Origin of the sequence: Lentzea alba, from assembly GCF_047445655.1 — a bacterium.
GTDB classification, from domain to species: domain Bacteria; phylum Actinomycetota; class Actinomycetes; order Mycobacteriales; family Pseudonocardiaceae; genus Lentzea; species Lentzea alba_A.
This window is the reverse complement of record NZ_JAJAEG010000014.1, coordinates 234,051-255,156: the sequence shown is the minus strand read 5'-3', so window position 1 is coordinate 255,156 and position 21,106 is coordinate 234,051. Positions and strand designations below refer to the sequence as shown.

At 65.4% G+C, this 21,106-nt stretch carries 26 protein-coding genes and 2 tRNA genes; 15 read left to right on the top strand and 13 right to left on the bottom strand.

Annotated elements, in window-relative coordinates; all coding sequences use genetic code 11:
• Positions 1 to 125: 125 nt before the first annotated feature.
• Positions 126 to 644, top strand: coding sequence for a Scr1 family TA system antitoxin-like transcriptional regulator (locus LFM09_RS24555; RefSeq protein ID WP_414098876.1), 519 nt, complete (start codon positions 126 to 128; stop codon positions 642 to 644).
• On the opposite strand, the gene LFM09_RS24550 is transcribed toward LFM09_RS24555, so the two are convergent.
• A complete protein-coding gene (locus LFM09_RS24550) occupies positions 641 to 817 on the bottom strand; it encodes a hypothetical protein (protein ID WP_414098875.1) in 177 nt (58 codons plus the stop codon). The two genes, LFM09_RS24555 and LFM09_RS24550, sit on opposite strands and share 4 nt — an antisense overlap.
• Before the next feature lie 88 nt (positions 818 to 905).
• On the opposite strand from LFM09_RS24550, the gene LFM09_RS24545 reads away from it, so the two are divergent.
• Together LFM09_RS24545 and LFM09_RS24540 are read left to right on the top strand one after the other, a co-directional pair.
• Complete coding sequence (locus tag LFM09_RS24545) at positions 906 to 1,466, top strand: carboxymuconolactone decarboxylase family protein (RefSeq protein WP_414098874.1); 561 nt, start codon at positions 906 to 908, stop codon at positions 1,464 to 1,466.
• Between the two features lie 4 nt (positions 1,467 to 1,470).
• Positions 1,471 to 2,283, top strand: coding sequence for a class I SAM-dependent methyltransferase (locus tag LFM09_RS24540; protein WP_414098873.1), 813 nt, complete (start codon positions 1,471 to 1,473; stop codon positions 2,281 to 2,283).
• Here LFM09_RS24540 and LFM09_RS24535 read toward each other — a convergent pair whose 3' ends face one another.
• Together LFM09_RS24535 and LFM09_RS24530 are read right to left on the bottom strand one after the other, a co-directional pair.
• Positions 2,284 to 2,910: a dioxygenase gene (locus LFM09_RS24535; RefSeq protein WP_414098872.1), complete on the bottom strand. Its 627-nt coding sequence runs from the start codon at positions 2,908 to 2,910 to the stop codon at positions 2,284 to 2,286. It lies immediately after the preceding gene.
• Between the two features lie 95 nt (positions 2,911 to 3,005).
• Complete coding sequence (locus LFM09_RS24530; RefSeq protein WP_414098871.1) at positions 3,006 to 3,872, bottom strand: sigma-70 family RNA polymerase sigma factor; 867 nt, start codon at positions 3,870 to 3,872, stop codon at positions 3,006 to 3,008.
• A gap of 35 nt (positions 3,873 to 3,907) precedes the next feature.
• On the opposite strand from LFM09_RS24530, the gene dnaG reads away from it, so the two are divergent.
• The 3 genes from dnaG to LFM09_RS24515 are packed head-to-tail and all read left to right on the top strand — an operon-like array spanning position 3,908 to position 7,053.
• Positions 3,908 to 5,797 (top strand): DNA primase, encoded by a 1,890-nt coding sequence (gene dnaG, locus LFM09_RS24525; RefSeq protein WP_414098870.1) that lies wholly within the window; start codon positions 3,908 to 3,910, stop codon positions 5,795 to 5,797.
• Entirely contained in the window at positions 5,797 to 6,288 is a 492-nt protein-coding gene (locus LFM09_RS24520) for a hypothetical protein (RefSeq protein WP_414098869.1), read from the top strand. Before dnaG ends, LFM09_RS24520 begins: the two co-directional genes overlap by 1 nt.
• A gap of 24 nt (positions 6,289 to 6,312) precedes the next feature.
• Positions 6,313 to 7,053, top strand: coding sequence for a trans-aconitate 2-methyltransferase (locus LFM09_RS24515; RefSeq protein ID WP_414098868.1), 741 nt, complete (start codon positions 6,313 to 6,315; stop codon positions 7,051 to 7,053).
• 6 nt (positions 7,054 to 7,059) lie between these two features.
• Here LFM09_RS24515 and LFM09_RS24510 read toward each other — a convergent pair whose 3' ends face one another.
• Complete coding sequence (locus LFM09_RS24510; protein WP_414098867.1) at positions 7,060 to 7,329, bottom strand: YtxH domain-containing protein; 270 nt, start codon at positions 7,327 to 7,329, stop codon at positions 7,060 to 7,062.
• A gap of 139 nt (positions 7,330 to 7,468) precedes the next feature.
• On the opposite strand from LFM09_RS24510, the gene LFM09_RS24505 reads away from it, so the two are divergent.
• Together LFM09_RS24505 and LFM09_RS24500 are read left to right on the top strand one after the other, a co-directional pair.
• Positions 7,469 to 7,544 (top strand) — tRNA-Asn (locus tag LFM09_RS24505).
• A 66-nt stretch (positions 7,545 to 7,610) separates the two neighbouring features.
• Entirely contained in the window at positions 7,611 to 8,468 is an 858-nt protein-coding gene (locus tag LFM09_RS24500; RefSeq protein ID WP_414098866.1) for an oxygenase MpaB family protein, read from the top strand.
• On the opposite strand, the gene LFM09_RS24495 is transcribed toward LFM09_RS24500, so the two are convergent.
• Positions 8,423 to 8,884, bottom strand: a complete 462-nt coding sequence (locus LFM09_RS24495) for a GNAT family N-acetyltransferase (protein ID WP_414098865.1) — start codon at positions 8,882 to 8,884, stop codon at positions 8,423 to 8,425. The two genes, LFM09_RS24500 and LFM09_RS24495, sit on opposite strands and share 46 nt — an antisense overlap.
• 100 nt (positions 8,885 to 8,984) lie before the next feature.
• On the opposite strand from LFM09_RS24495, the gene LFM09_RS24490 reads away from it, so the two are divergent.
• Positions 8,985 to 9,059, top strand: a tRNA-Ile gene (locus LFM09_RS24490).
• A gap of 93 nt (positions 9,060 to 9,152) precedes the next feature.
• Positions 9,153 to 10,436 carry a tyrosine-type recombinase/integrase gene (locus tag LFM09_RS24485; RefSeq protein WP_414098864.1) on the top strand — a complete coding sequence of 428 codons (1,284 nt, stop codon included), beginning with the start codon at positions 9,153 to 9,155 and terminating at the stop codon, positions 10,434 to 10,436.
• Here the strand turns inward: LFM09_RS24485 and LFM09_RS24480 are convergent.
• On the bottom strand, positions 10,425 to 11,576 hold the full coding sequence (locus LFM09_RS24480) for a hypothetical protein (RefSeq protein ID WP_414098863.1): 1,152 nt from the start codon (positions 11,574 to 11,576) through the stop codon (positions 10,425 to 10,427). The two genes, LFM09_RS24485 and LFM09_RS24480, sit on opposite strands and share 12 nt — an antisense overlap.
• A gap of 151 nt (positions 11,577 to 11,727) precedes the next feature.
• On the opposite strand from LFM09_RS24480, the gene LFM09_RS24475 reads away from it, so the two are divergent.
• The 3 genes from LFM09_RS24475 to LFM09_RS24465 all read left to right on the top strand — a co-directional run bounded on the left by LFM09_RS24475 (position 11,728) and on the right by LFM09_RS24465 (position 13,789).
• Positions 11,728 to 11,922 (top strand): hypothetical protein, encoded by a 195-nt coding sequence (locus LFM09_RS24475; RefSeq protein ID WP_414098862.1) that lies wholly within the window; start codon positions 11,728 to 11,730, stop codon positions 11,920 to 11,922.
• 2 nt (positions 11,923 to 11,924) lie between these two features.
• Complete coding sequence (locus tag LFM09_RS24470; protein WP_414098861.1) at positions 11,925 to 12,803, top strand: DUF5753 domain-containing protein; 879 nt, start codon at positions 11,925 to 11,927, stop codon at positions 12,801 to 12,803.
• Positions 12,804 to 12,916: 113 nt separating this feature from the next.
• Complete coding sequence (locus LFM09_RS24465) at positions 12,917 to 13,789, top strand: Scr1 family TA system antitoxin-like transcriptional regulator (protein WP_414098860.1); 873 nt, start codon at positions 12,917 to 12,919, stop codon at positions 13,787 to 13,789.
• A 189-nt stretch (positions 13,790 to 13,978) separates the two neighbouring features.
• On the opposite strand, the gene LFM09_RS24460 is transcribed toward LFM09_RS24465, so the two are convergent.
• Genes LFM09_RS24460 through LFM09_RS24440 form a run of 5 tightly spaced genes read right to left on the bottom strand, consistent with a single transcriptional unit; the run spans position 13,979 to position 17,897 of the window.
• On the bottom strand, positions 13,979 to 16,129 hold the full coding sequence (locus LFM09_RS24460) for an FtsK/SpoIIIE domain-containing protein (protein ID WP_414098859.1): 2,151 nt from the start codon (positions 16,127 to 16,129) through the stop codon (positions 13,979 to 13,981).
• Complete coding sequence (locus LFM09_RS24455) at positions 16,122 to 16,952, bottom strand: hypothetical protein (protein WP_414098858.1); 831 nt, start codon at positions 16,950 to 16,952, stop codon at positions 16,122 to 16,124. The genes LFM09_RS24460 and LFM09_RS24455 overlap by 8 nt, the downstream gene beginning before the upstream one ends.
• The gene (locus LFM09_RS24450) at positions 16,949 to 17,278 is read right to left on the bottom strand and encodes a hypothetical protein (RefSeq protein WP_414098857.1); all 330 of its coding nucleotides are present in this window, start codon (positions 17,276 to 17,278) and stop codon (positions 16,949 to 16,951) included. The genes LFM09_RS24455 and LFM09_RS24450 overlap by 4 nt, the downstream gene beginning before the upstream one ends.
• A complete protein-coding gene (locus LFM09_RS24445) occupies positions 17,275 to 17,616 on the bottom strand; it encodes a WhiB family transcriptional regulator (RefSeq protein WP_414098856.1) in 342 nt (113 codons plus the stop codon). Before LFM09_RS24445 ends, LFM09_RS24450 begins: the two co-directional genes overlap by 4 nt.
• Positions 17,616 to 17,897 (bottom strand): helix-turn-helix domain-containing protein, encoded by a 282-nt coding sequence (locus LFM09_RS24440; RefSeq protein ID WP_414098855.1) that lies wholly within the window; start codon positions 17,895 to 17,897, stop codon positions 17,616 to 17,618. Before LFM09_RS24440 ends, LFM09_RS24445 begins: the two co-directional genes overlap by 1 nt.
• A gap of 152 nt (positions 17,898 to 18,049) precedes the next feature.
• Between LFM09_RS24440 and LFM09_RS24435 the strand changes: the two genes are divergently transcribed.
• Both LFM09_RS24435 and LFM09_RS24430 read left to right on the top strand, forming a co-directional pair.
• Positions 18,050 to 18,424: a helix-turn-helix domain-containing protein gene (locus LFM09_RS24435; protein WP_414098854.1), complete on the top strand. Its 375-nt coding sequence runs from the start codon at positions 18,050 to 18,052 to the stop codon at positions 18,422 to 18,424.
• A 152-nt stretch (positions 18,425 to 18,576) separates the two neighbouring features.
• On the top strand, positions 18,577 to 19,743 hold the full coding sequence (locus LFM09_RS24430) for a tetratricopeptide repeat protein (RefSeq protein ID WP_414098853.1): 1,167 nt from the start codon (positions 18,577 to 18,579) through the stop codon (positions 19,741 to 19,743).
• Here the strand turns inward: LFM09_RS24430 and LFM09_RS24425 are convergent.
• Together LFM09_RS24425 and LFM09_RS24420 are read right to left on the bottom strand one after the other, a co-directional pair.
• Positions 19,711 to 20,283: an NUDIX hydrolase gene (locus LFM09_RS24425; RefSeq protein ID WP_414098852.1), complete on the bottom strand. Its 573-nt coding sequence runs from the start codon at positions 20,281 to 20,283 to the stop codon at positions 19,711 to 19,713. The two genes, LFM09_RS24430 and LFM09_RS24425, sit on opposite strands and share 33 nt — an antisense overlap.
• A gap of 44 nt (positions 20,284 to 20,327) precedes the next feature.
• Positions 20,328 to 21,104, bottom strand: a complete 777-nt coding sequence (locus tag LFM09_RS24420; RefSeq protein ID WP_414098851.1) for a hypothetical protein — start codon at positions 21,102 to 21,104, stop codon at positions 20,328 to 20,330.
• Positions 21,105 to 21,106: the final 2 nt, after the last annotated feature.

The window sequence follows — 21,106 nt, the reverse complement described above, 5'->3', positions numbered from 1 at the left end:
GAGCTCGAAGGCGATCTACTTCCTCGCGCAGATCGCCCGTCCGTAACCGGTTTTCGGGCGCATTCGCCCTGATGGGCGAGCGTTTCGCACGGCGAGATCATGATCACGGCTTTACCGTTCCAGGCATGACCCAGCACGGTGCCGGCGAGCAGCTCGTGGTGCTCGCCGCGGCGGGCGCCACGCGGATCACCTGTTTCAGCGGCGTCACCATTCCCGTCCTCCTGAGGACCGAGAGCTACTCCAAGGCGCTGGCGGACGCGCTGGGCCTGTCGCCGGCACCGGAGCTGCAGCGCGAGGGCGTGTTGCCGCAGTGCGTGTTCTTCATCCACGAGTACGCGCTGCGCACCGTCGTCGGCGGCAACCGGCTGATGGAGGACCAGGTCCTGCATCTGTTGTTCCACGCGCCGTCGATCCGGGTCGTGCCGGCCAGCGCGGGCGGGGCGGCGGCGATCGGGCTGGACTACGCGTTGATCCAGTACGAGCACGAGCCGCCGCTCGTCTATCTCGCGAACTGGTCGTTGGCCAGCGACACGGCGACCGTTGAACGGGCCGTGCTGGTCTTTCAGCGCATGCACGCCGTCGCGCTCGACAACGAGCGGTCGCGTGACCTCCTGATGGATTACGTGGCCGTCTACGACCGTTAGGGAGTGTTGCGGCGCAGGAACAGCCGCATGCCGTCCTCGCCGGGCAGCGCGCACAGCAGGAGTCGGACGTTCTGGTGACGCACCGGCACCGCACACGAATCGCCCGCCAGCAATGTCCCCGCCAGCAGGCCGGCCGACTCGTGATCGATGTCCAGCACGAAGTCGTTGCTCATGGATGGACCCTATGAGGTGCTCGCCTCGCAACCCAGTCACCCAAAGGTGTCACATTCTGTGTCACGTTCTGGGTCGCCGCCTCGTCCAGTGAGAACGAGGATCAAGGGAGTCACCAAGAAGGACGCCGGCCTGTTCACCAAGGTCGTGTACTGGTTCGCCCGGCGCGAGTTCGGGGCGGTGCCGGAGCCGGTCACGGTCATGGCGCACCACCCGAAGCTGCTGATCGCGAGCGGGCGGCACGAGCTGGCGGTCAAGAAGGCGGCACATGGGCCGTTGTTCGAGCTCTGCGTCTACCGGACCGCCGTGAAGCTCGGCTGCTCGTGGTGCGTCGACTTCGGCGCGATGCTGATGAAGCACGAGGGCCTCGACATCGAACGGCTCAAGCACATCGACTCGTACGCCACTTCGCCGCTGTTCACCGACGTCGAACGCAAGGCGCTCGCGTACGCCGACGCGATCACCGACACACCCGTCAGCGTCACCGACGAACAGGTCGCCGAGCTGGAGAGGTTGTTGGGGCGCAAGGAACTCATCGCGCTGACCTACCAGATCGCGCTGGAGAACCAGCGGGCGCGGTTCAACAGCGCGTTCGGAATCAAGGACCAGGGCTTCACGAGCGGCGACGCCTGCCGCGTACCGGCAAACTAGACGGGTGGAGAAGATCACCCTCACGGGTGCACAGGAGACCATGCTCGCCACGCTGTACGGCCGGGCGCTCGACAGCGAGCGGCCCAGGTCCGTGCTGCACGACGACGAGGCGAAGCGCGCGGTCGATCGGATCGATTACGACTTCGCCAAGACCGGGATGAACACCACGACGGCCGTTGGGGTCGCCATCCGCGCCAAGGTGCTCGACGACTGGACGCGCGAGTTCCTGCAGCGCAACCCGACCTGCACCGTGCTGCATCTCGCGTGTGGGCTGGACACGCGCGCGCATCGCATCGAACGGCCGGACACGGTGCGGTGGGTCGACGTCGACATGCCGGACGTCGTTGCGTTGCGGCACAAGCTTTTGCCGACGCCAGAGCCGGACTACCGGCTCGTGGCGTCGTCGGTCACCGAGGACGCGTGGCTCGAAGCCATCCCGGCGGATCGTCCGGCCGTCGCGGTGTTCGAGGGCCTCTCGATGTACCTCACGCAGGAAGAAGGTCACGCGTTGATCAGAAGGATCACCAGCAGGTTCTCCAGCGGTGAGCTGCTGTTCGACGTCTACGGCTCGTGGGGGATCAAGCTGCAGAAGCTCGTGCCGGCCGTGCGCAACGCCGGCGCGACGCTGCACTGGGGCGTCGACGATCCGGCCGAGGTCGAGGCGCTGCACCCGAACCTGAAGACGATCGACGCATGGCGCAGCGTGGACCTGCCGCACCTGGACGCGTTGCCCAGGTCCGGCAGGATCCAGATGAAGGTCGTCAGCGCGATTCCGAAGCTCAGGGATGTCGGGAAGGTGCTGCGATTGCGTTGGTGACTAGTTCTCGATGACGAAGTCGAACTTGGCGGTGTAGCGGTTGCCGACGAGCGGGCCGAGCTCGACCTCGCACTCCCGGTCGAGGTAGCGGTCGCGCCGGTTCAGCGCGGCCACGTTCATCCCGTACGCCCTGAGGTTGTCCGGGAAGAACAGCTGCGTGGTGAGGATCGGGCCGCCGCGCGCCTGCACCTTGACGTGGATGTGCGGTGTGCGACCGGGGTAGTCCTTGGGCACGATCGTTTCCAGCACGTACGCGCCGGACGAGTTCGTGAACTGGTGCCCGCGCATCTTGAACGTCGTGTTGTCGTAGGCGCCCCGGTCGTCCGCCTGCCAGAAGTCCAGCAGTGCGTTGGGAATCGGCGCGCACTTCATCGTGTAGACGAACCCGGTGAGGCTGAGCACGACGCCGGTGACGCCGGGCGTGCGCAGGTTCGTGCGCTGCGGGGAGTTGCGCTTGAAGTAGGGGCCTTCGATGTTCGACGGGGTGTCGTCGTCTTCGACGCATGTCGGGGTGAGCGGGAGAGGGGCGCTGCGCGCCGTGGTGGTGCCGGCGGCGGTCAGTGCGACGGCGGCCGCCGCACCGGTCGCCAGGAACGCCCGGCGTGAGGAGACGTCGTGTTCGGGCATGCTCGATCTCCGGTGGTTGCAACCCGCGGCAGGGGGCTTGGGCTGGACCAACGGGAGAACGTTAGCGTCTAAACGATTCCGGGAACAGTTACGGTCTAGACCAAAAAGTCCACGTGAGCGAGCTTGTCGGGGTTCGCCATGTCGTAGACCGCGAGGACCTTGCCCTCGTGCACGGTGAACGTCGTGACGCGCGCCGCCACGTCGCCCTGGGCCGGGATGACGACGCCGAGCTCGCCGTTGACCAGCACCGGCCGCACCTGCGGGTAGCCGTACTTGCGGATGAGGCCGAAGAAGAAGCGGGCCACCTTGTCCGCTCCGGTGATCGTGTTGACCGCGGTGCGCGTCTTGCCGCCCGCGTCGCCGATCATCACCGCGTCCGGGTGCAGCAGGCCCAGCACGGTGTCGATGTCACCGCTGTTCATGGCCTGGAGGAACTTCTCCAGCACCTCCTGCTGCTCGGCCAGCGCCGCGCGGGGCGGTGGTTCGGCGTCCGCGACGGCCTTGCGGGCACGGGACGCGTGCTGCCGCGCGGAGCCTTCCGAGACGTGCAGGATGTCCGCGATCTCGTTGAACGGCAACGAAAACGCGTCGTGCAGCACGAACGCCACGCGCTGCTCGGGAGTGAGCCGGTCCAGCACGACCAACGCCGCCATGCGCACGCCGTCGGACCGCACCACGGACGCCAGCGGATCGTCGTCCTCGCTCGTCGTGAGCAGCGGTTCCGGCAGCCACGAGCCCACGTAGGTCTCCCGGCGCACGGCCGCCGACCGCAGCCGGTCCAGGCAGATGCGGCTCACCACGGTCGTGAGCCAGGCGCGGACGTCCCTGACGCCCTCGGCCGCGGACAGGCGCAGCCACGCCTCCTGCACGGCGTCCTCAGCGTCGGCGACGCTGCCGGTGAGCCGGTACGCCACGCCGATCAGGTGCGTTCGATGGAGCCCGAAGTCGTCGACCGTGGTCACGGTTGGCAGTTTGCCAGGGGATTAGACTCGGGTGCGTGGCAGGACGCATCAGGGAAAGCGACATCGCGTTGGTGCGTGAGCGGAGCCGCATCGACGAGGTCGTGGGTGACCAGGTATCGCTCAAGAGGGCCGGTGGGGGAGCACTGAAGGGGCTTTGTCCCTTCCACGACGAGAAGACGCCGTCGTTCAACGTGCGCCCGTCGCACGGCACGTTCCACTGCTTCGGCTGTGGTGAGGGCGGCGACGTGATCGCCTTCGTGATGAAGGTCGAGCACCTGTCGTTCGTGGAGGCCGTCGAGCGGCTCGCCGACCGGGCGGGCATCCAGCTCACCTACGAGGGCGGCGGCGTCACGATCCAGCGCGACCGGGGCACGCGCAGCAGGCTCATCGAGGCGCACAAGGCGGCGGCCGAGTACTACGCCGAGCAGCTCGCCACGCCCGAGGCGCAGGCGGCGCGCGAGTTCCTGGCCGAGCGCGGGTTCGACGAGGCGGCGGCACGGCAGTTCGGTTGCGGTTTCGCGCCAGGCGGCTGGGACAAGCTCACCAAGCACCTGCTGGGGCGCGGTTTCGAGCTCACCGAGCTGATCAAGTCGCAGCTCACCAAGGAGGGCCGCCAGGGGCCGATCGACCGGTTCCACCGGCGGCTGCTGTGGCCGATCAAGGACATCGGCGGCGAGGTCGTCGGCTTCGGCGCGCGGCGGATCTTCGACGACGACCCGATCCAGGCGAAGTACCTGAACACCAGCGAGTCGATGATCTACAAGAAGTCGAACGTGCTGTTCGGGCTCGACCAGGCCAAGAAGGAGATCGCGAAGCGCAAGCAGGCCGTGATCGTCGAGGGCTACACCGACGTGATGGCGATGCACCTGGCCGGTGTGCCGACGGCGGTCGCGTCGTGCGGCACGGCGTTCGGCACGGACCACATGAACGTGCTGCGCAGGCTGTTGATCGACGACGACGTGAACGGCGAGGTCATCTTCACCTTCGACGGCGACGAGGCGGGCCAGAAGGCCGCGCTGAAGGCGTTCGAGGGGGAGCAGACGTTCTCCGCGCAGACCTACATCGCGGTCGCGCCGGACAACATGGACCCCTGCGAGCTGCGGCAGGCCAAGGGCGACGTCGCGGTGCGCGACCTGGTGGCGCGGCGCACGCCGTTGATCGAGTTCGCGATCAAGGCCCAGCTCAAGGCGTACGACCTCGACTCCGTGGACGGGCGCGTCGAGGCGTTGAAGAAGATGGTGCCGTTCGTCGCGCAGATCAAGGACCGCGCCAAGCGCGACGGGTACGCGACGCGGCTCGCCTGGTGGGTGGGCTGGGACGACGAGGCGATGGTCGTGCGCCGCGTGCGGCAGGTCTCCGGTGGCAAGGCTCCGGTCGTCGCTGCTCAGCGCGTCGACCCGAACCAGATCGCGCTGGGTGTCGAGGTCGACGGCCCCGCCCGGCCGAACCCCCGTGATCCACGGCTGGTGCCCGAGCGCGAGGTGCTCAAGGTCGCGCTGCGGATGCCCGAGTACGCGGGTCCGCTGTACGACTCGCTGCCGGACGAGGCGTTCACCGAACCTGCCTACGTCGCGCTGCACCGGGCGATCCGCGACGCCGGTGGCGCGTCCTCGGGGCTCGCGGGCACGGCGTACCTGGACGCGATCTCGCAGGCTTGCTCGCACGCGTCGGTGCGGTCGGTGCTGACCGAGCTCGCGGTGGAACCGTTGACCGTCAAGCAGAACGACGAGTTCCGCTACGTGTCGATGGTGATCGCGCGGCTGCAGGAGGTGCAGGTCGGCAAGCAGGTCGAGGACGTGAAGTCGCGGCTGCGGCGGCTGTCCCCGATCAAGGACGCCGAGGAGTACCGGGCGCTGTGGGGCGATCTGGTGGCGCTGGAGGAGTACCGCAAGGCGCTTCTGCAGCAGAGCGCGGGAGTGCTGTAGTGGGGTTGTTCCGGCGGTTGTTCGGCTCTGGCGCGCCGGACGGGTTCACCGGCTCGTTGGAGCCCGACGAGGTCGTGATCGCTTTTGCTCCGGTCGAGGGCGGCCATCTGGTCGTGACATCGCTCGGGCTGTGGGTGCCCGGTCCCCGGCGGATCGGGTGGCACCTGATCAGCAAGGTGAAGTGGGAGGGCACGCTGCGGGTCGTCGAGGCCGCCGAAGCTTCTCTGGAAGGACCCGTGGTGCTGCTGGAAGACCTTCCGGCGCAACGGTTTGCCGTGGACGATCCCGGCCGGGTGCTGCGGGCGATCAGCCAGCGGGTCGAGGGCTCGATCCGGGCGCGCGAACGGGTGGAGTCGCCCGGCGTGTGGATCCTGCAGCGCAAGATCCCTGGTCAGGACGGGTTCGTGTGGCAGGCGCGCGGGGACGCGGGTGTGGATCTTGCTGCCGTTCGTGAGGTCGTGGCGACTTTCTCCGCGAGGCTGACGCGCTAGCAGTACGCGTGTACTGTTAGCTTTATGTGGGATCCGGCGCAGTATTTGACCTTCTCGGATCACCGGGGGCGGCCGTTCTTCGATCTTGTGGCACGCGTGGGTGCGGAGTCTCCTCGGCGCGTGGTGGACGTGGGCTGTGGGCCCGGGAATCTGACTGCTTCGCTGTCCTCGCGGTGGCCTTCGGCCGTGGTCGAGGCATTCGACTCTTCCGCTGAGATGGTCGAGGCCGCACGGGCTGCCGGTGTGGATGCGCGCGTCGACGACGTTGTCACGTGGGAACCGTTGCCGGACACCGATGTCGTGGTGTCCAACGCGGTCCTGCAGTGGGTTCCGTCACATCCCTCGATCGTGGAGAAGTGGGCTGCTTCGTTGCCCTCCGGCGCGTGGCTCGCGTTCCAGGTGCCGGGCAACTACTCCGACCCGTCGCACCGGCTGATCCGCGAGGTCGCCGGACCGTCGTTGGCGCACGTCCTGCGCTCGGAGAAGCCCGTGCTCGACCCGGTGGAGTACGCCTCGCTGCTGGCCGGGTGCTCCTCTGTGGACGTCTGGGAGACGACCTACGTGCAGCGGCTCTCCGGACCGGACCCGGTTCTCGAATGGGTTACGGGAACGGCATTGCGGCCGATCCGCGCGGCACTGTCCTCTTCGGACTGGGAGGCGTTCGTCGCGGACCTGGCGCCGCGGCTGCGCGAGGCGTACCCCGCACGAGCCGACGGCACCACGTGGTTCCCGTTCAGGCGGATCTTCGCGGTGGCGCAGGTGTGAAGATCGTCACGCGCGCGGCGTGACGGGCCGCCCGTTGGCCTCCTCGTGGTGGCGCCACGGGGCCTTCTCGGCGGCCTTCTCCGCAGCGTCCGCAGCGAGGTCTTTTGCCTGGTGAGCGGCCTCGAACGCCTTGTCCTTGGCCTGGCTCGCCGTCCTGCGCACCGTCGGGTTCTCGACGAAGCGGTGCCACAGTCGCACGATCTGGTCGTACCGCTCGCGGCCGGCCTTCGCGCCCAGCACGTAGCCGATCGCTGCGCCGACCAAGATGCCCTTCATGCGGATCTCCTCCCATCGTGCCTGGTCAGGACCTACTTTGCCGCAAAACGGGGGGTGGTTGCAGAACCCGTTTTGAGGCTCATGTAGAGTTACCCACTGTCAGGAGGAACCAAGCCTGACAGGCAAGACAACAGAACATTCCCCCATAGCTCAATTGGCAGAGCATGCGACTGTTAATCGCAGGGTTACTGGTTCGAGTCCAGTTGGGGGAGCCACCTTCTAGACCCTAGTCATCCGACTGGGGTCTTTTGCTTTCGGGGCCTGTGCGTGACGTTGGGTCGATGCCGCGCTTCACGAACCTCCGCCGCATCACCTCGTTGGATCCGGTGGCCGACCACGAGGAGATCCTGCGCATCTCCGCCGGCCTGGAGTTCCCGTGGGACTACAAGAAGTCGTTGGAACTGGCCCTGTTCCGCACGTACTGCGTCCCGACGATCTCGGGCCTGCTGGAGCGCACCGGCGAGTTCGAACGCCGCCCGCAGAAGCGCTATGACGACACCGCCATCCTCATGGCCGAGCTCCTCGAACACGGCTATGACTCCGCGCGGGGGCGTGAGGCGTTGCGAGTCGTCAACCGGCAGCACGGTCGTTACGACATCACGAACGACGACATGCTCTACGTGCTGGCGACGTTCATCTACGACCCGATCGACTGGATCGCCCTGTACGGCTGGCGGCCGTTGTGCCGCAACGAGCAGCTGGCCGCGTTCCACTTCTACCGCGCTGTGGGCACCCGGATGGGCATACGGGACATCCCTGCGTCGTTCGGTGAGTTCCGGGCCTTCAAGGCGGCCTACGAGCAGAAGCACTTCGTCTACGCGCAGTCGAACCGCCGCATCGGGCAGTACACGCTCGACCTGTTCTGCTCGTGGTACCCGTCGGTGCTGTCCCCGGTCGTCTCGCGCGCCGTCGTCGCGCTGCTGGACCCGCTGATGGTGCGCGCCTTCGGGTTTGTGTCGCCACCGGCGTGGGTCGGCTCGGTGGGGCGGCTGGCGTTGCGCGTGCGGGCTGCTGTGGTGCGCCGGATGCCCGTGCGGCGCGTTCTGAAGCTCACCAGCACGCCCAACCGCAGCTATCCCGGCTATCCGCGGGGCTACCGGCCGTCGGACCTCGGGGCGATCTCCAGCACGGCGCGCTGACCGTTGAGTGTGAAGCCCATGGCCTTGAGGAACTCGTTGCCGGGCTGGAAGTCGTCCTGCCTGACGTGCACGTGCGTGATCGCCGGGAAGCGTTCGGTGAGCGCGTTCGCCATCTCGCGGCCGATGCCCCACCGGCGGAGATCCTTCGGCACCAGGAAGAACCCGATGCTCATGTGCCGCGGCTGAGGGTGGTCGAGCACGAGGTCGACGAACCCGATCATGCCCTGCGCCTCCGCCACGAGCAGGTGCTTCTGCTCGAACGTGGCCCCCTCGGGCAACGCGTAGAAGAGGCTCTGCACGTCACCCGGCCCCGAGGGATGTCCCGTGGCAGCCTGGAACCAGTCGTCGCAGTCGGCGAACAGCCTCAGCACCTCGGGCTCGTCCGCCGGGGTGAAGTCGCGGAGGGTCAAACGCACGCGTGCAGCCTATGTGTCGCTCGCCACGGGGGCGCGCAAGGGCCGTTCAGCGTGATCGGTATCCTCCAACACGCAGCGTGAGCCATGCTGGCCGCTGCAGGGGGCAGTAGCTCAGCTGGTCAGAGCAGCGGACTCATAATCCGTCAGGTCGTGGGTTCGAGCCCCACCTGCCCCACTAGCTTGACCAGCACGGACGGCACCTTCGAAGATCCACAGGTGATCAACTGTCCATGTTGCTGTCCATTGACGCTGGGGTGACCATGAGGTCATGACCAGGGCAGACGGCTCCGAAGACCGCCGGACGCGAGGCAGTGTCCGCGCTCGCGGCAACTCGCTTCAGGTCCGTGTCTTCGCGGGCAAGGACCCGGTTACAGGCAAGGACGTCTATCTCACGGAGTCCGTGAAGGGCACCGATAAGGCGGCCTACAAGGCAGCCGACAAAGTGCAGACGCGGCTACTGGCTGAAGTCGACGCACAACGAGCGGCCAGCACCACCGTGTCGTTCTCGTACGCCATTGATGAGTGGCTGCGGACCTCTGATCTTGAGGACACCACGCGCGAAGGCTACGAGGGGTACATCGAACGCACGATCCGTCCCGCGCTCGGCAAGATCCAGGCCAAGAAGCTGACCGCGCGGGCGCTCGAAAACCTCTACGCGGACCTCCGTCGTTGCCGGAAGCGGTGCGACGGCAAGCCGTTCGTGGAGCACAAAGCCGACGGGGAACACGACTGCAAGAAGGCCAAGTGCAAGCCGCACAAGTGCTCTCCGATGGCAGCTTCGACCGTGCGTCAGATTCACTCGATCATCAGCGGCGTCCTGAACGCGGCGGTCAGGTGGGACTGGGTCCCGAGCAATCCGGCCAAGGTGGCGAAGAAGCCGCAGCAGAAACCACCGCAGCCAGACCCGCCGTCGCCTGCTGATGCCGCTCGTTTGGTCGAAGAAGCGTTCGTCATGGATGACGACTGGGGAACGCTGGTGTGGCTCGTGATGACGACCGGTGTGCGTCGTGGCGAGATCTGTGCGCTGAAGTGGTCGCGCGTCGATCTGGACGAAGGCGTGATCGAGGTCCGCCGTAGCTACACCCTGCGTCGGGGCGTGGGTAAGGAGAAGGACACCAAGACCCACCAAATGCGCCGGATCGCGCTCGACACCGAGACCGTGGTGTTGCTCATGGAGCACCGGCAGCGATGCGAAGAGCGGTTCGCCGAACTTGGGATCGAGCTGACCCCTGACATGTACGTCTTCACCGGCGTGCGGAAGGTCGATCCGACCGTGCCCTATTCGCCGCACGCTGTGTCGAGCCGCTACAAGGACATGGCGGAGCGCTTGAAGATCAAGACGCACATCCACGCCCTACGGCACTATTCGGCAACGGAACTGCTCACGGCTGGAGTGGATCTGAGGACTGTGGCCGGACGACTGGGCCACGGTGGTGGCGGAGCGACGACATTGCGTGTCTACGCGGCCTGGGTTGCCGCCTCCGATCGAAAGGCGGCCGAACTCCTCGGGTCCCGCATGCCGAAGCGGAAGCCGAAGAAGTCAGCCGACTAGCGCTGCGAGCCGATTGCGCTGACGCACCGATCCCACCTGAGCCGACAGCAGCCGCGCACGTTCCATGTGCGCGGCTGCTGCGTCTTCCTCCCCGGTCGCCGTGAACACCTGAGCAAGGTCAATCCGAAGCGTGGTCTCTGCCCTTGTGAAACTGGAGTCGAGACGCACCAGGACGTCGCTGAGCACGTCGATCGCCTCAGGTGCCCTGAGCCGAGCAAGGGCATTGCCACGCCACCGCGACAAGTGCGTGGAATCGAAGACGAGATAGGGCGTGTCGCCGTTGGCTGTGTTGGGCATGACTCGCGCGGCATCGTCGAATGCCCGCATGGACCGCAGGCCTTCGCCGTTGGCTGCGCAGGCTTCGCCATAGCCTGCAGTGAGCCACGAGAACAGCAGATCTGGGACCCGGCCTTTCGCTGTCGCGCGCACGTCATCGGTCAGATCGACAGCGGCTTGTGTCTCGCCGATGTCGAGCAAAACGACGGCCTGACCCGCACGCGCGTACGCCTCAAGCGCAGGCGATTGTGCGTACCTCGCTGCGCGAATGGCCCGGTTGTAGCAGGCCCAGGCATCGCTGGTCAGTCCTTGATCAAGTGACTGCCATCCGGCGAGCGCGGAAGCATCGACCAACACGGCAGCCAAGTCCGCCTGAGTCGGCTGATTGAGGACGTCGTCCAGCACGGCATCCATCTGGTCTATCTGCGCACGAAGCTGACCGAGCAATGCGGGCGCGCCCAGCCGGCGATCGATCACGCGGGCGATGTCGAGCTGATGCTGGAAGAGCTTCACGGTCCTCTCATCGATGTTGCGTCCTGCCGCGATGCGGGCTTGCAACTCCAGGTCGTCGGACGCAGGCGAAATCGGCACGTGGGTCGGTTCAAGAAGACGAGCAATCGGCAGGTTGAACATCTCTTCAAGCAGGCGGCGAGTGATCGGTCTAGGAGGCCCGAGCGGACGGCCGTCGGCACGGACGCCGGAAGCCAGGCGTTGGACGTGGCGGGGGCCGAGCGTTGCTTTCAAGCCGCGCTCTCGTGCGAATCGCTCGACTTCTCTGCTGAACGCCTCAGCCGTTAGTCGTCGCTCCCGCAACAACTCGCCGAACAGCGTCCCCGGCCGCCCGCTTCGATCTGGCGAACTCATCGGCCGACCTCTCTGTCTCGCTAATGTCAGCGCCAACGAGTGTAGGTCGTGAGGGGTCGCCATAGGTCTTTGCCTGGTCATTTACACCCGATCTGCCGTCGAGGAAGCTGATGTCTGCGGATCTGATGTCGACGGAGGCGGTGACGGGATCATGGTGTGGGACGCAACTGGGATCTTGCTGTTCCTCGTCTGGCTGGTGCTGCCTCCGCTCTACGTCCTGCTGCTCGGCAGGCACTACCTCCGCCGCTGCGCTGACGCCGCGCAGAAGGCTGTGTGGGCGCGCGAAGAGCTGCGGAAGGCACTTGAAGGCGTTCGGTCCGTTCTTCGAACCGGTGCGGGGAACTAGACATGCCAAAGAGGATCTCCACCGCACGCGGACGGGAGTTCGGTGCAGGTGTGCGGGCTGCCATCGCAGGCGCAGAGCTGACCGCGCACGCGGTCGCTGAAATCCTGGACTGGGATCAAGCCAAGCTTTCGAATGTGGTGAACGGCAAAGGCGGGGCCAGTCAGCTCGAAGTCGCCGCGCTGCTGGGTGTCTGCCGAGTCGGTGCCGCCGACTTTGCCCACTTGCTGTCGCTGTACCCGGAGACTCACATCAGGGGCTGGTGGCAACAACACGGCACGTGTGGGCCCATCTGGCTTCGTACGCTGGCCGAAAATCTAGCCGTGGCCAAGTCTCTGACGGGCTGGCACACGCACATGGTGCCGCTGCTCCTTCAGACGGTCGACTACATGCACGAGGTGCTACACGCATCCTCCACGGTGCCGGTGGAGGAGCTGCAAGATCGAGTGAAGGCGCAGCTTGCGATGCAGGAGTTGCTTCGCGGTGGCAAGAAGTGCACCTTCTTCATCCACGAGTTGGCGCTGCACCTGCGCGTCGGCGGTGACGAGGTACACGCGGGGCAGCTGCTCCACCTGCTGCTAATGGCCAAGTGGTCGAACGTCGTGATCCGGATCTTGCCCGCCGCACTTGGCGCTCATCCAGGCCTCGCTGGGCCGTTCACTCAGTTGACCTTCGGGAAGTACGAACCGCTGGTGTGGGTGGGCACCGAGAACTCCAGCCTCTTCGCCGAGGCTGCGGACGCGATCACGGGTTACGAGAAGGTCATTCGTGCACTTGACGAGAAGAGCTTGGACGAGGACGACTCCAGAAAGCTGATCGTTCGCCTCTATGACGCCTCATGTCCTGCCGAACACGACGCGGCAATGCGTAGATCTGTCCGTTAAGGACACCAAGCCGCCAGCTCGGTACTCCGTCTCACACAACCGGGGTTGGCAAGGGGAGCCGACGCGGTGCGCGTCACCGCGTCGGCTTCACCCACGTAGCGAACGAGCTGAGCATGCCTAGAGACTTCAAATCCAGCCTTCAGAACCGTGCGGTTGGCCGTGCACTTGCGTTGTGGCGCAGAGAAAGCGGTTTGAGCCTGTCGGAGGTCGCGGAACGTGTGGGCTGGTCGTCGGCCAAGACATCGATGATGCAGAACGCACTCGTTCCGGTCGTTGACGCTGACGTTGTCGCGCTCGCCCTGGTGTACAGGGTCAGCAGCGAGCGACGGAAGCCGGTGGTACTGGGCGCGCAACGTGCACGCGATCCTCTGAGGTTCGATCTGCTGACTGGTGATGCCGCATCCTGCGTTGGCTGGACATACGCCGAAGTTGAGGCCGAAGCGAGCTATGTACAGGTGGTCGCGCTGGAGGTGCTACCCCCGTTCGTCCGGACATCGGAGTACGAGGCTGCGTTGCGCGGCGTGCAAGTGGGCGCAGTGTCGGAGCAGGAGCACCGCCACTACAGCGACGCTCACCGCAAGCGAGCGCTGCGGCATCTCAGCAATGGACCGTCGCTGCGGCTGGATCTCGTTGTGGGAGAGACGATCCTGCGGCGCCCGGTCGGTGGTGCGCTGGTGATGGCGGACCAGTTGCTGCGGTTGGCCGCGCTCGCTGAGCTTCCCGGTGTACGGGTGTGGCTTGTACCGGACGAGGCAGGCGCGTTCGCAGGGATGACGTCATTCTCCGTGTTGTCGTTCCGTGAGGACGAGTTCGAGGACGTGGTGTACCTCGACACGTTGCACGGTGGGACGTGGTTGGAGGCCGAGAGCGAACGGCGACCCTACCTGGAGACGTACGAGCGGGCGGTCACTGTGGCGCTCTCTGCCGGTGACACCATTGAACGATTGGTTGAGGCTGCACAGTTGCTGAAGGACAACTCGGGCTGAGTGAAGGGTTGGCTGTGTGCCGCGCCTCTCGGCAGAGCGCGGCGCACAGCCGTATGGAGCGGTTGTGACGGGTTGGCCGTCACGCGTCACACCCGTCACGGTGGCCCGTTCATGCAGCTAGGAACCGGTTTATGGGCCGTCACAGGGCGTGTGACGGCGTGACGAGTCGCTGGGACGGGTTGTGACGGGTTACTGATCATCATCAACCACCTCACCGTCGATGGCTGCGGAGTCTCGTGCGCGTTCGATCGCCGCGCGGATGTCGGCGAAGGCATAGCCGCGTACTTGGCGGACGCGGTCGCCGTCGCTCACGCGGTCGCGTGTCGGCCGACAGCCGAGTTCTGCCATCTCCCGCCCAAACGCGGTGGGCTCGACTTCAAGTGCGGTGACGAGTTCTGCCGTGGGCACGAAGTCCCGGCCGCCGTCACTGCCCAGTTCGTCGGCGAGATAGTCCACAACGGACGCCAATGGTTCGGGCAGCTCAGACGCGCGCTCGGGCGGCGCGGCACTTCCGATCGCTTTCGCGACGGCGGCGTGGTCGAGCATCGGTCGCGTGGTGTGCCCGGCAGCGTGACCGGTGAGTGTTCCCTCCTGTTCTCGTAGCGCGCGGCCTTGTGCACAGATCTCGCGCCAGTCCTCGTTGGGCATGTAGAACGTCCGTACGGTCAGCGCCAGCACGTCCGCCCCGGCCTGGGTTTCGCCGTCCGGCCGCAGGATGCCCACGCCCTTGTGAGAGGGCAGCAGACGGCTGGAGTCATAGCCACGGGTGTTCATCTGCTCGCCCAGGATGATGTTGCTGTCACGCCAGTCCATGACCCGCAGCGCGAACCGTGATCCGAGCACCGCCCGCAACCCAGACGGAATCGTCTTGCCGTCTGGCCGCTGCGTGGCCAGCACCAGGATCACCCCGGCAGCCGGAGCCTTCTTCGCCAACCACATCAGCAGTTCGCCGCAGTACTCCCCGGCCGTGAGCTTCTTGCCCTGCACCTCCACAGGTGTCCGGTCCTCCAACGGGATCTGCACCTCGTCCACCACAAGAGCCGTGATCGGCATCCCCAACGTCACGTCACGGGACATCGCCGGCGTCACCTTCGACTCAGGACACGTGACGTCGTCCAGGTCCTGCATACGGCGGTAGCGAGCCTGCACGTCGGCCACGAGCTCAACGAGCCAGTCCACGAACGCCAGCACGTACTCGGAGTCATCGCCCGCCATGAACCGGTGTGCCACTTGCTCTGCTGCCTTCCAGTCCTTCCCGTTCTTGAAGTCGGCGATGTAGAGGCGCACATAGGGGTCCAAGATCAAGCCCGCGGCCGCCAGCCGTTCGGCCATTGTCTTGCCCTGCCTGGGAATCGCGCCGATGAGCACGGACGTCCACACCATCGGCAGATCGATCCGGCGACCACGCGCGTCAGTGCCGAACGGCACCGGCCGCCACGCATCCCAGCGCTCGGCAGCAAGCAACGGCGTCCGGATCGGCGGGGCGCTGTAGGGATCCTCATCGGCTACCCACAACGCCACCCGACCGGCGTGCCCGCCGTTGCCACGCACCCGTTCCACGCTCAGTTGGATCTCGTCCACTGCGAGCGCGGACGCCAGCGCGTCCCGGTTCTTCACGATGTCGACGGCCTTGCGCGTGGCCGGAAGGTCGACCGTGACCGCCCACCCTTCGCCTTGCCGGGTGGCGCGCTGGACCAGGCGCAGGGTCTCGTCCTTGCCGATGAGCTTGGCATCCCGGAACGCGTCCACGAGAACCTGTGGGTCCATCGTCCATGTCAGCGTGCGCGGACCGGCCAGCACTGCCCGCCGTCCGGGGCTGCCGTCGCGTCGGCGACCGAGCACCGCCAGCGCGACCGCCACGATCACGCCGGCGAGCCACAGCGCACGCGACCCGTAGAGCATCCACCCGACCATGCCCGCCGTCGGTACAGCGGCGCTCACCGCACCAGTGACCTTCCAGCGGAACAGCGTGAGTGCGCGGATGTCCGTGAACTTGTCGGCAAGCTTCTCCGACTGCTCGGCAGCCTCGCGGTAGTCCCGCACCGTCAACCACGACCGCCACCATCGGACCGCGACCACCAGCCCACGCACGACCGCGCCAACAAAGCGGAACGGCGAACGCAGCACAGCCACGATCAGATTCTTCGCGGCCTGCACCGCATGAACGCGATCCTTCGCCCACAGCGGCACACGCGGTGATCGCAGCCACGCGTTCACGAACCGCCGCCGCCACGATGGCTGAGGCGCAACGGGGTCGCCGTTCACGAACTTGCCTTCGAGCACCGCTCGAACCGGAAGTCCACGGTCGTCGCCGACGAGTTCCTTTCCGTGGTCAGTCATCGTCGTCACCGCCTTCCACTTCGGCGGCCAGCGTGGCGGCCAAGCGGGATGACAGCCCACGGGAGCAACCGGTGACACGACGGACCCACGCGGGACTCAACGTGACATCAGGCGACCACACTTCACGCGCGACCGTCAGATAGTCCGCGAACGACACTCGTGCGTGTGGCGACTTCTTGTTGCGCTGCTTGGGTTTCGGCAGTTCATGAACAGCGGAAGGGAGCAAATCCGCGGTGACCCTTGCTTGGCGGGTTGACGCTTCCGTGAACGCCGCAGCGACTGCCTCAGTGAGCTTGTCTCGTAGGTCCGTCACAGCCTCAGCCGCGACGAACACAACGAGCGGCGGCACGGAGTGCAGCACCACTCCGGACACGGAACCGGCCGCCCATGAATGCCAGGTGTTCATGACGTAGGTGGCGGCGAGCGTGAACCACTTCGCCCGCCGCGTCCACGCACCTGTTCGCACCCGGTACCGAGCGGTCACCTGCTCGGCCCGCAGGATCGCCAGCAGCACCAACGACACGGTCGGGTCCAGCAGCCACGCAGCCAGCCACGGCAATGACCACGCCGGCGTTCCTGCTGCCGCGAACGACTGCACGTTGGTCATCGTGAACCCGAGACCCAGCACGATCCCGGACCAACACAACCGGTCGACCTGAGCACGCACCCGCTCGACCCGAAGCGCGATCACGTCCGGGTGCGTCGCGTACGCACGCAGCTCCGCCGCCTCCGCAGCATCAGCGGCCAACCGTGCTCCTGCCGGGGCGGCGGGTGGCCGCCCGAAGGCGGCCACCCCTTCCCGAACCCGTTCTAGCGTCCTCATCGCCGTTCACCCCGACCATGCGGACCGTCGTGTGTGGTGATCGTGAGTGCCTTCGTCAGCGTGTACGCCGCAAACAACGCGGGCACTCCCAGCGCCACGAGCAACACTTCCGTGTCGCCCCGATGCGTGATCACGACCCACTGCACGCCCACGATCGCCCCGGCCATCAGCAGCACTCGGCCCGTGAGCGACAGCAACCGAGCGCCAGCACGCGCCGCGCCTGCTGCGGCCTTCACCCGCCGAGCACTGGCCCGCCAGATCCACAGCAGCACCACGACCACACCGATAGCCGCAAGGATTTGCGTCGGAGTCAGGTTGATGGTCATGACGACCCACCACCTTCACGGCGGGCACGCCACACCCGGTAGACCGCGCGACGGTCTTCTTGCGACAGACCACCCCAGACACCAACGGTGTCCTCACCGGCCGTGCGCAACTCCAGTTCCAAGCACACGCCCCGAACCGGGCAGTCCGCGCACAACCGCGCGGCAGCCTCGCTGTCGGCGATCTCCTCCTTCTCCCACTCCGGGCCGTCCTCGTTGGCCCACAACCACATGCACGCACCGTCCCGCGTCACGATCTCCAGCAGGACCTCATCCGGCACCTTCGCGTAGCGGTCCAACTCAGCCGCCACGACCTCGAAGTAGTTCTCCGGGCACTCCATCACCACGCACCCCCGGTCGCACGCTCGAAGTCACGTGCGTTCCGCTTGTCGGCGGCCATCTGAGCCACGTCGACCACGCCGCTGGATTCCGATGCCTGGCGTGCAAGCTCCTCGACAGCTCGTACAGGCACGACGTACCGCGTCCGCACCCGCACAGCAGGGAACGCGTCCTCTCTGATCGCTCGGTAGATGGTGGCCGCGTCGACGCGCAAGATCCGCGCGGCCTCTGTCACGGTGTAGAAGATCGGCGAGCGCTCGCCCGCCGCACTGTTCGATGTCATTGCGATGAGCCCTTCAGAAGACTGATTTCTTCGATGAAGGCGCTGACATTGGCGGCAATAACTACCGATTCTCCGCTGATGTCTGCGCTAAGTCCGTTTCCTGCCGCTAAGCCGCGCTAATGTCGGCGCTGAGGCGGAGCACGGAGGCGCACGTGGCGGAGGACTGGTCGGCGGTCGCGGAGGCAATCAATGCCCGCGCGAACGAGCTGGCTTTGAAGCAAAAGGAGATCGCCGAGAGGTCCGGCGTATCCCACGCGATCGTTCGCGAGATACAGCAGGGCCGAATTCAGCGCCGGCGAAACCCGCGCACTCTCGAAGCCCTGTCGATCGCCCTCGACTGGCACCCGCAGCACCTGAGTGCTGTGCTGCAAGGGAAAACGCCGCCCGAGGTGGACGCGCAGGCCACGCCCGCGGACGACCCGCTGGTTCCGCTTCTGCAGACCATCATTCGTGAACTTCGGGGCCTTCGAGCCCAGGTGGGAACTCTGGCAAGCCGCATTGACGATGGGAGCCGTCAAAAGGACTAGCCGGAGTTCCTGAATCAGTTGCGGTGTTGCTGTCATGGGAACAGCAGACCGCCGAAGAGGGGGTGGAAATAATTGCCCGCAGTTAGCAAGCGGGCTGTTAGGAGGAGTTAAGTACGCAGGTCACGGCCGTTGTAGAACGGGGGAGCGTGACGATGAGAAAACGCGGCGAACCACCGCGAACGCGGTTGCAGGCGGTTCGTGAAGAGCTGGGACATACACAGGACTACGTCGTCAGGTACTTCCTGACACGTGGCCCGCAGATCGGCGTTGCGGTAGCGGCCGCGTCGGCACTGCCCATCATGATCTCGCGCTGGGAGAACGGCCACGTCGAAGTGGTTGAACCCGGCTACCAGCGGCTGTTCCGTGAGATCTACGGCCGCTCGAACGAAGAGCTCGGCTTCCCATCGGAAGCCATCAACCAGTCCGCTGAAGAGCTTCGAGACCGTCTCGTCGTCGCGAGGAACATCGATGCCGCGACGCTCGACCTGTTTCAGCGGCAGGTCAACGACCTTCGCAGTTCAGACCACCGCTTCGGCGCGCTCGTTGTGCTCGACCAGCTCAACAGCCTTGTGCGCCAGATCGAAGCTGTGAAGGTCTTCAGCGTGAGCACGCGGCTACGTCAGCGCTTGGCTGCGATTCTCACCGACGCGCGCACGCTTGCGGGCTGGACGGCTCTTGATCGAGGCTCGCAGCTTCAGGCGTGGCAGTACCACGAAGACGCGAAAGTCTCTGCGAGAGAAGCGGATTCGCCATACTTGCTGGCGCATGCGGCAGCACAGCAGGCCGTGATCCTGCTCGACATCGGTGAGGCCGATGCAGCGGTCGAGTTGCTTGAGTATGCGCGGTACGTCGCCGAGAACCGCGCGCCTTCGTTGCTGCGGAGCTGGCTCGCAGCCGCGCATGGAGAGGGCCTGGCAGCAGCCGGCCAGCGCAACGCGTCGCTGCGCGCCTACGATGACGCAAGTTCTTTGCTGCCAACGAATCCGATCGACCCCGAGATGCCGTTCCTGCTGCTTAACGAAGGTCAGCTCACGCGTTGGCGTGGCAACGCACTTCTCCGTCTGGGAGATCCGGACGCGATCACTCAGCTTGAGGCCGCCGTGCGGGACTTCGTCAATCCGCAGCGGTCGGCGGTGCGTGGCTTGACCAACACCTACGTGGATCTTGCGTTCGCGTACGCCGCCGCTGGCGACAGCAGGGGAGCGCTGGAGTACGCGCAGAAGGCGCGTCAGCTTGCTAAGCGCATCGGGTCTGACCGTCAGCGGCAGCGTCTCGCGAATCTGGAGCTACCGAGTCCCAGAGGTCCCGGTGTTGCGTGAGGCTAGGTAGTAGAGGAGGGGGATGATCGCGCCAGAGCCGAGTATTTCGCCGCGCCGGACAAGGTCCACAACTCGACTAGTGGGTATCCACTCGATCCGCGCCGCTTCCTCGCTGTCGGTAGGTTCGCCCACCTTCTCGGCCTTGCGCCAGAGGTAGGCGTCCACCGGTGCATCAATGATGCCCGGCAAAGGCTGGAAGGTTCCGATGTGTTCAGGCTCGCCGATTGGTCGCCAGCCTGTCTCCTCCACTGCTTCCCGCGCAGCGGTGGCCGCAGGTTCTTCGCCCGTCTCGACGAGGCCTCCAATTAGCTCGTAGCCCCATTGATCGACCGCGAACCGGTATCGCCACAATGTGAGCACCTCATCGCGATCGTTCACGAGCATCGCTACGGCAACGTGATCGAGCTTTACTACGTGATGCTCAAATCGACTTCCGTCAGGAGGTTCGACGTCTACGAGACTAACTTTTACCCAACGATCGTCGTAGACGGCTCGCTCGCCGTGAACCTTCCACCTTAGTTCTTCTGGGTACTCCGTCACGGGTGAAGTGTAGCGGCGGAAGGAGGTCGGCCGCGCTTTTTGGGCTACTTGCCATTCTGGGCGATCTCCTTCGCGATTCGATCCTCGATTCTGCTTATTCCTAGGTCGGTGATGAACCAGCGTTGCCCGCGCTGGACGATCTGGCGGCATGCTGCTGCAGCCAGCTTCTTGACAGCCCGTCGGATCCCTGATTGATCTTTTGGGATGGTTGCGATCAATTCGCTAATGACGAGCCCGTCTGTGGCGTATAGGAGGTGAGCGAGAATCTCTTCTTCCGTCGTGAAGGACACGGACTGAAGTAGTGGCACCTCTCCGTAAGTTCGAATCAGAGGATGTGGAAATCTTGCGAGGTTTCTAACTGCCTCAGCTACTTGTTCGCGATTTGACTGAACGAATATTCGCAGGATCTCCGATAAGACCCAGCGTGCCGACTCCACGATTAGACGTGAGTCGATTTCATTGGCTGTATATGTGGGGGATACGTGTACGGCCCCACGCTGGCTTCGTAGCTTGTAGATCGAACGGAGGACTTTCGCGAGATGGATCGCAGCTTGCCTCTCAGGGAAATGGTGCTGCACCTGCTCATTGTCTACGTACTTCAGGCAGTCGTCCACGCCTTTGGTCAACGAGACGTTGGTGGAATCTATTGAATAGACGATGCGCGCCGCAACTTCCGCAAATCGCCCGCCGTCGAGCTCCGTGTACTTCCATCGCTTCAGCAAGAAGGCTTCTTCGAGAGACATGAACTCTTGGATTAGTTGCTCGGCGAGCTTTGGGTCGACAGTCTTCGCAAGGTCATTGGTGATTTCTTCAGGCAGCATCG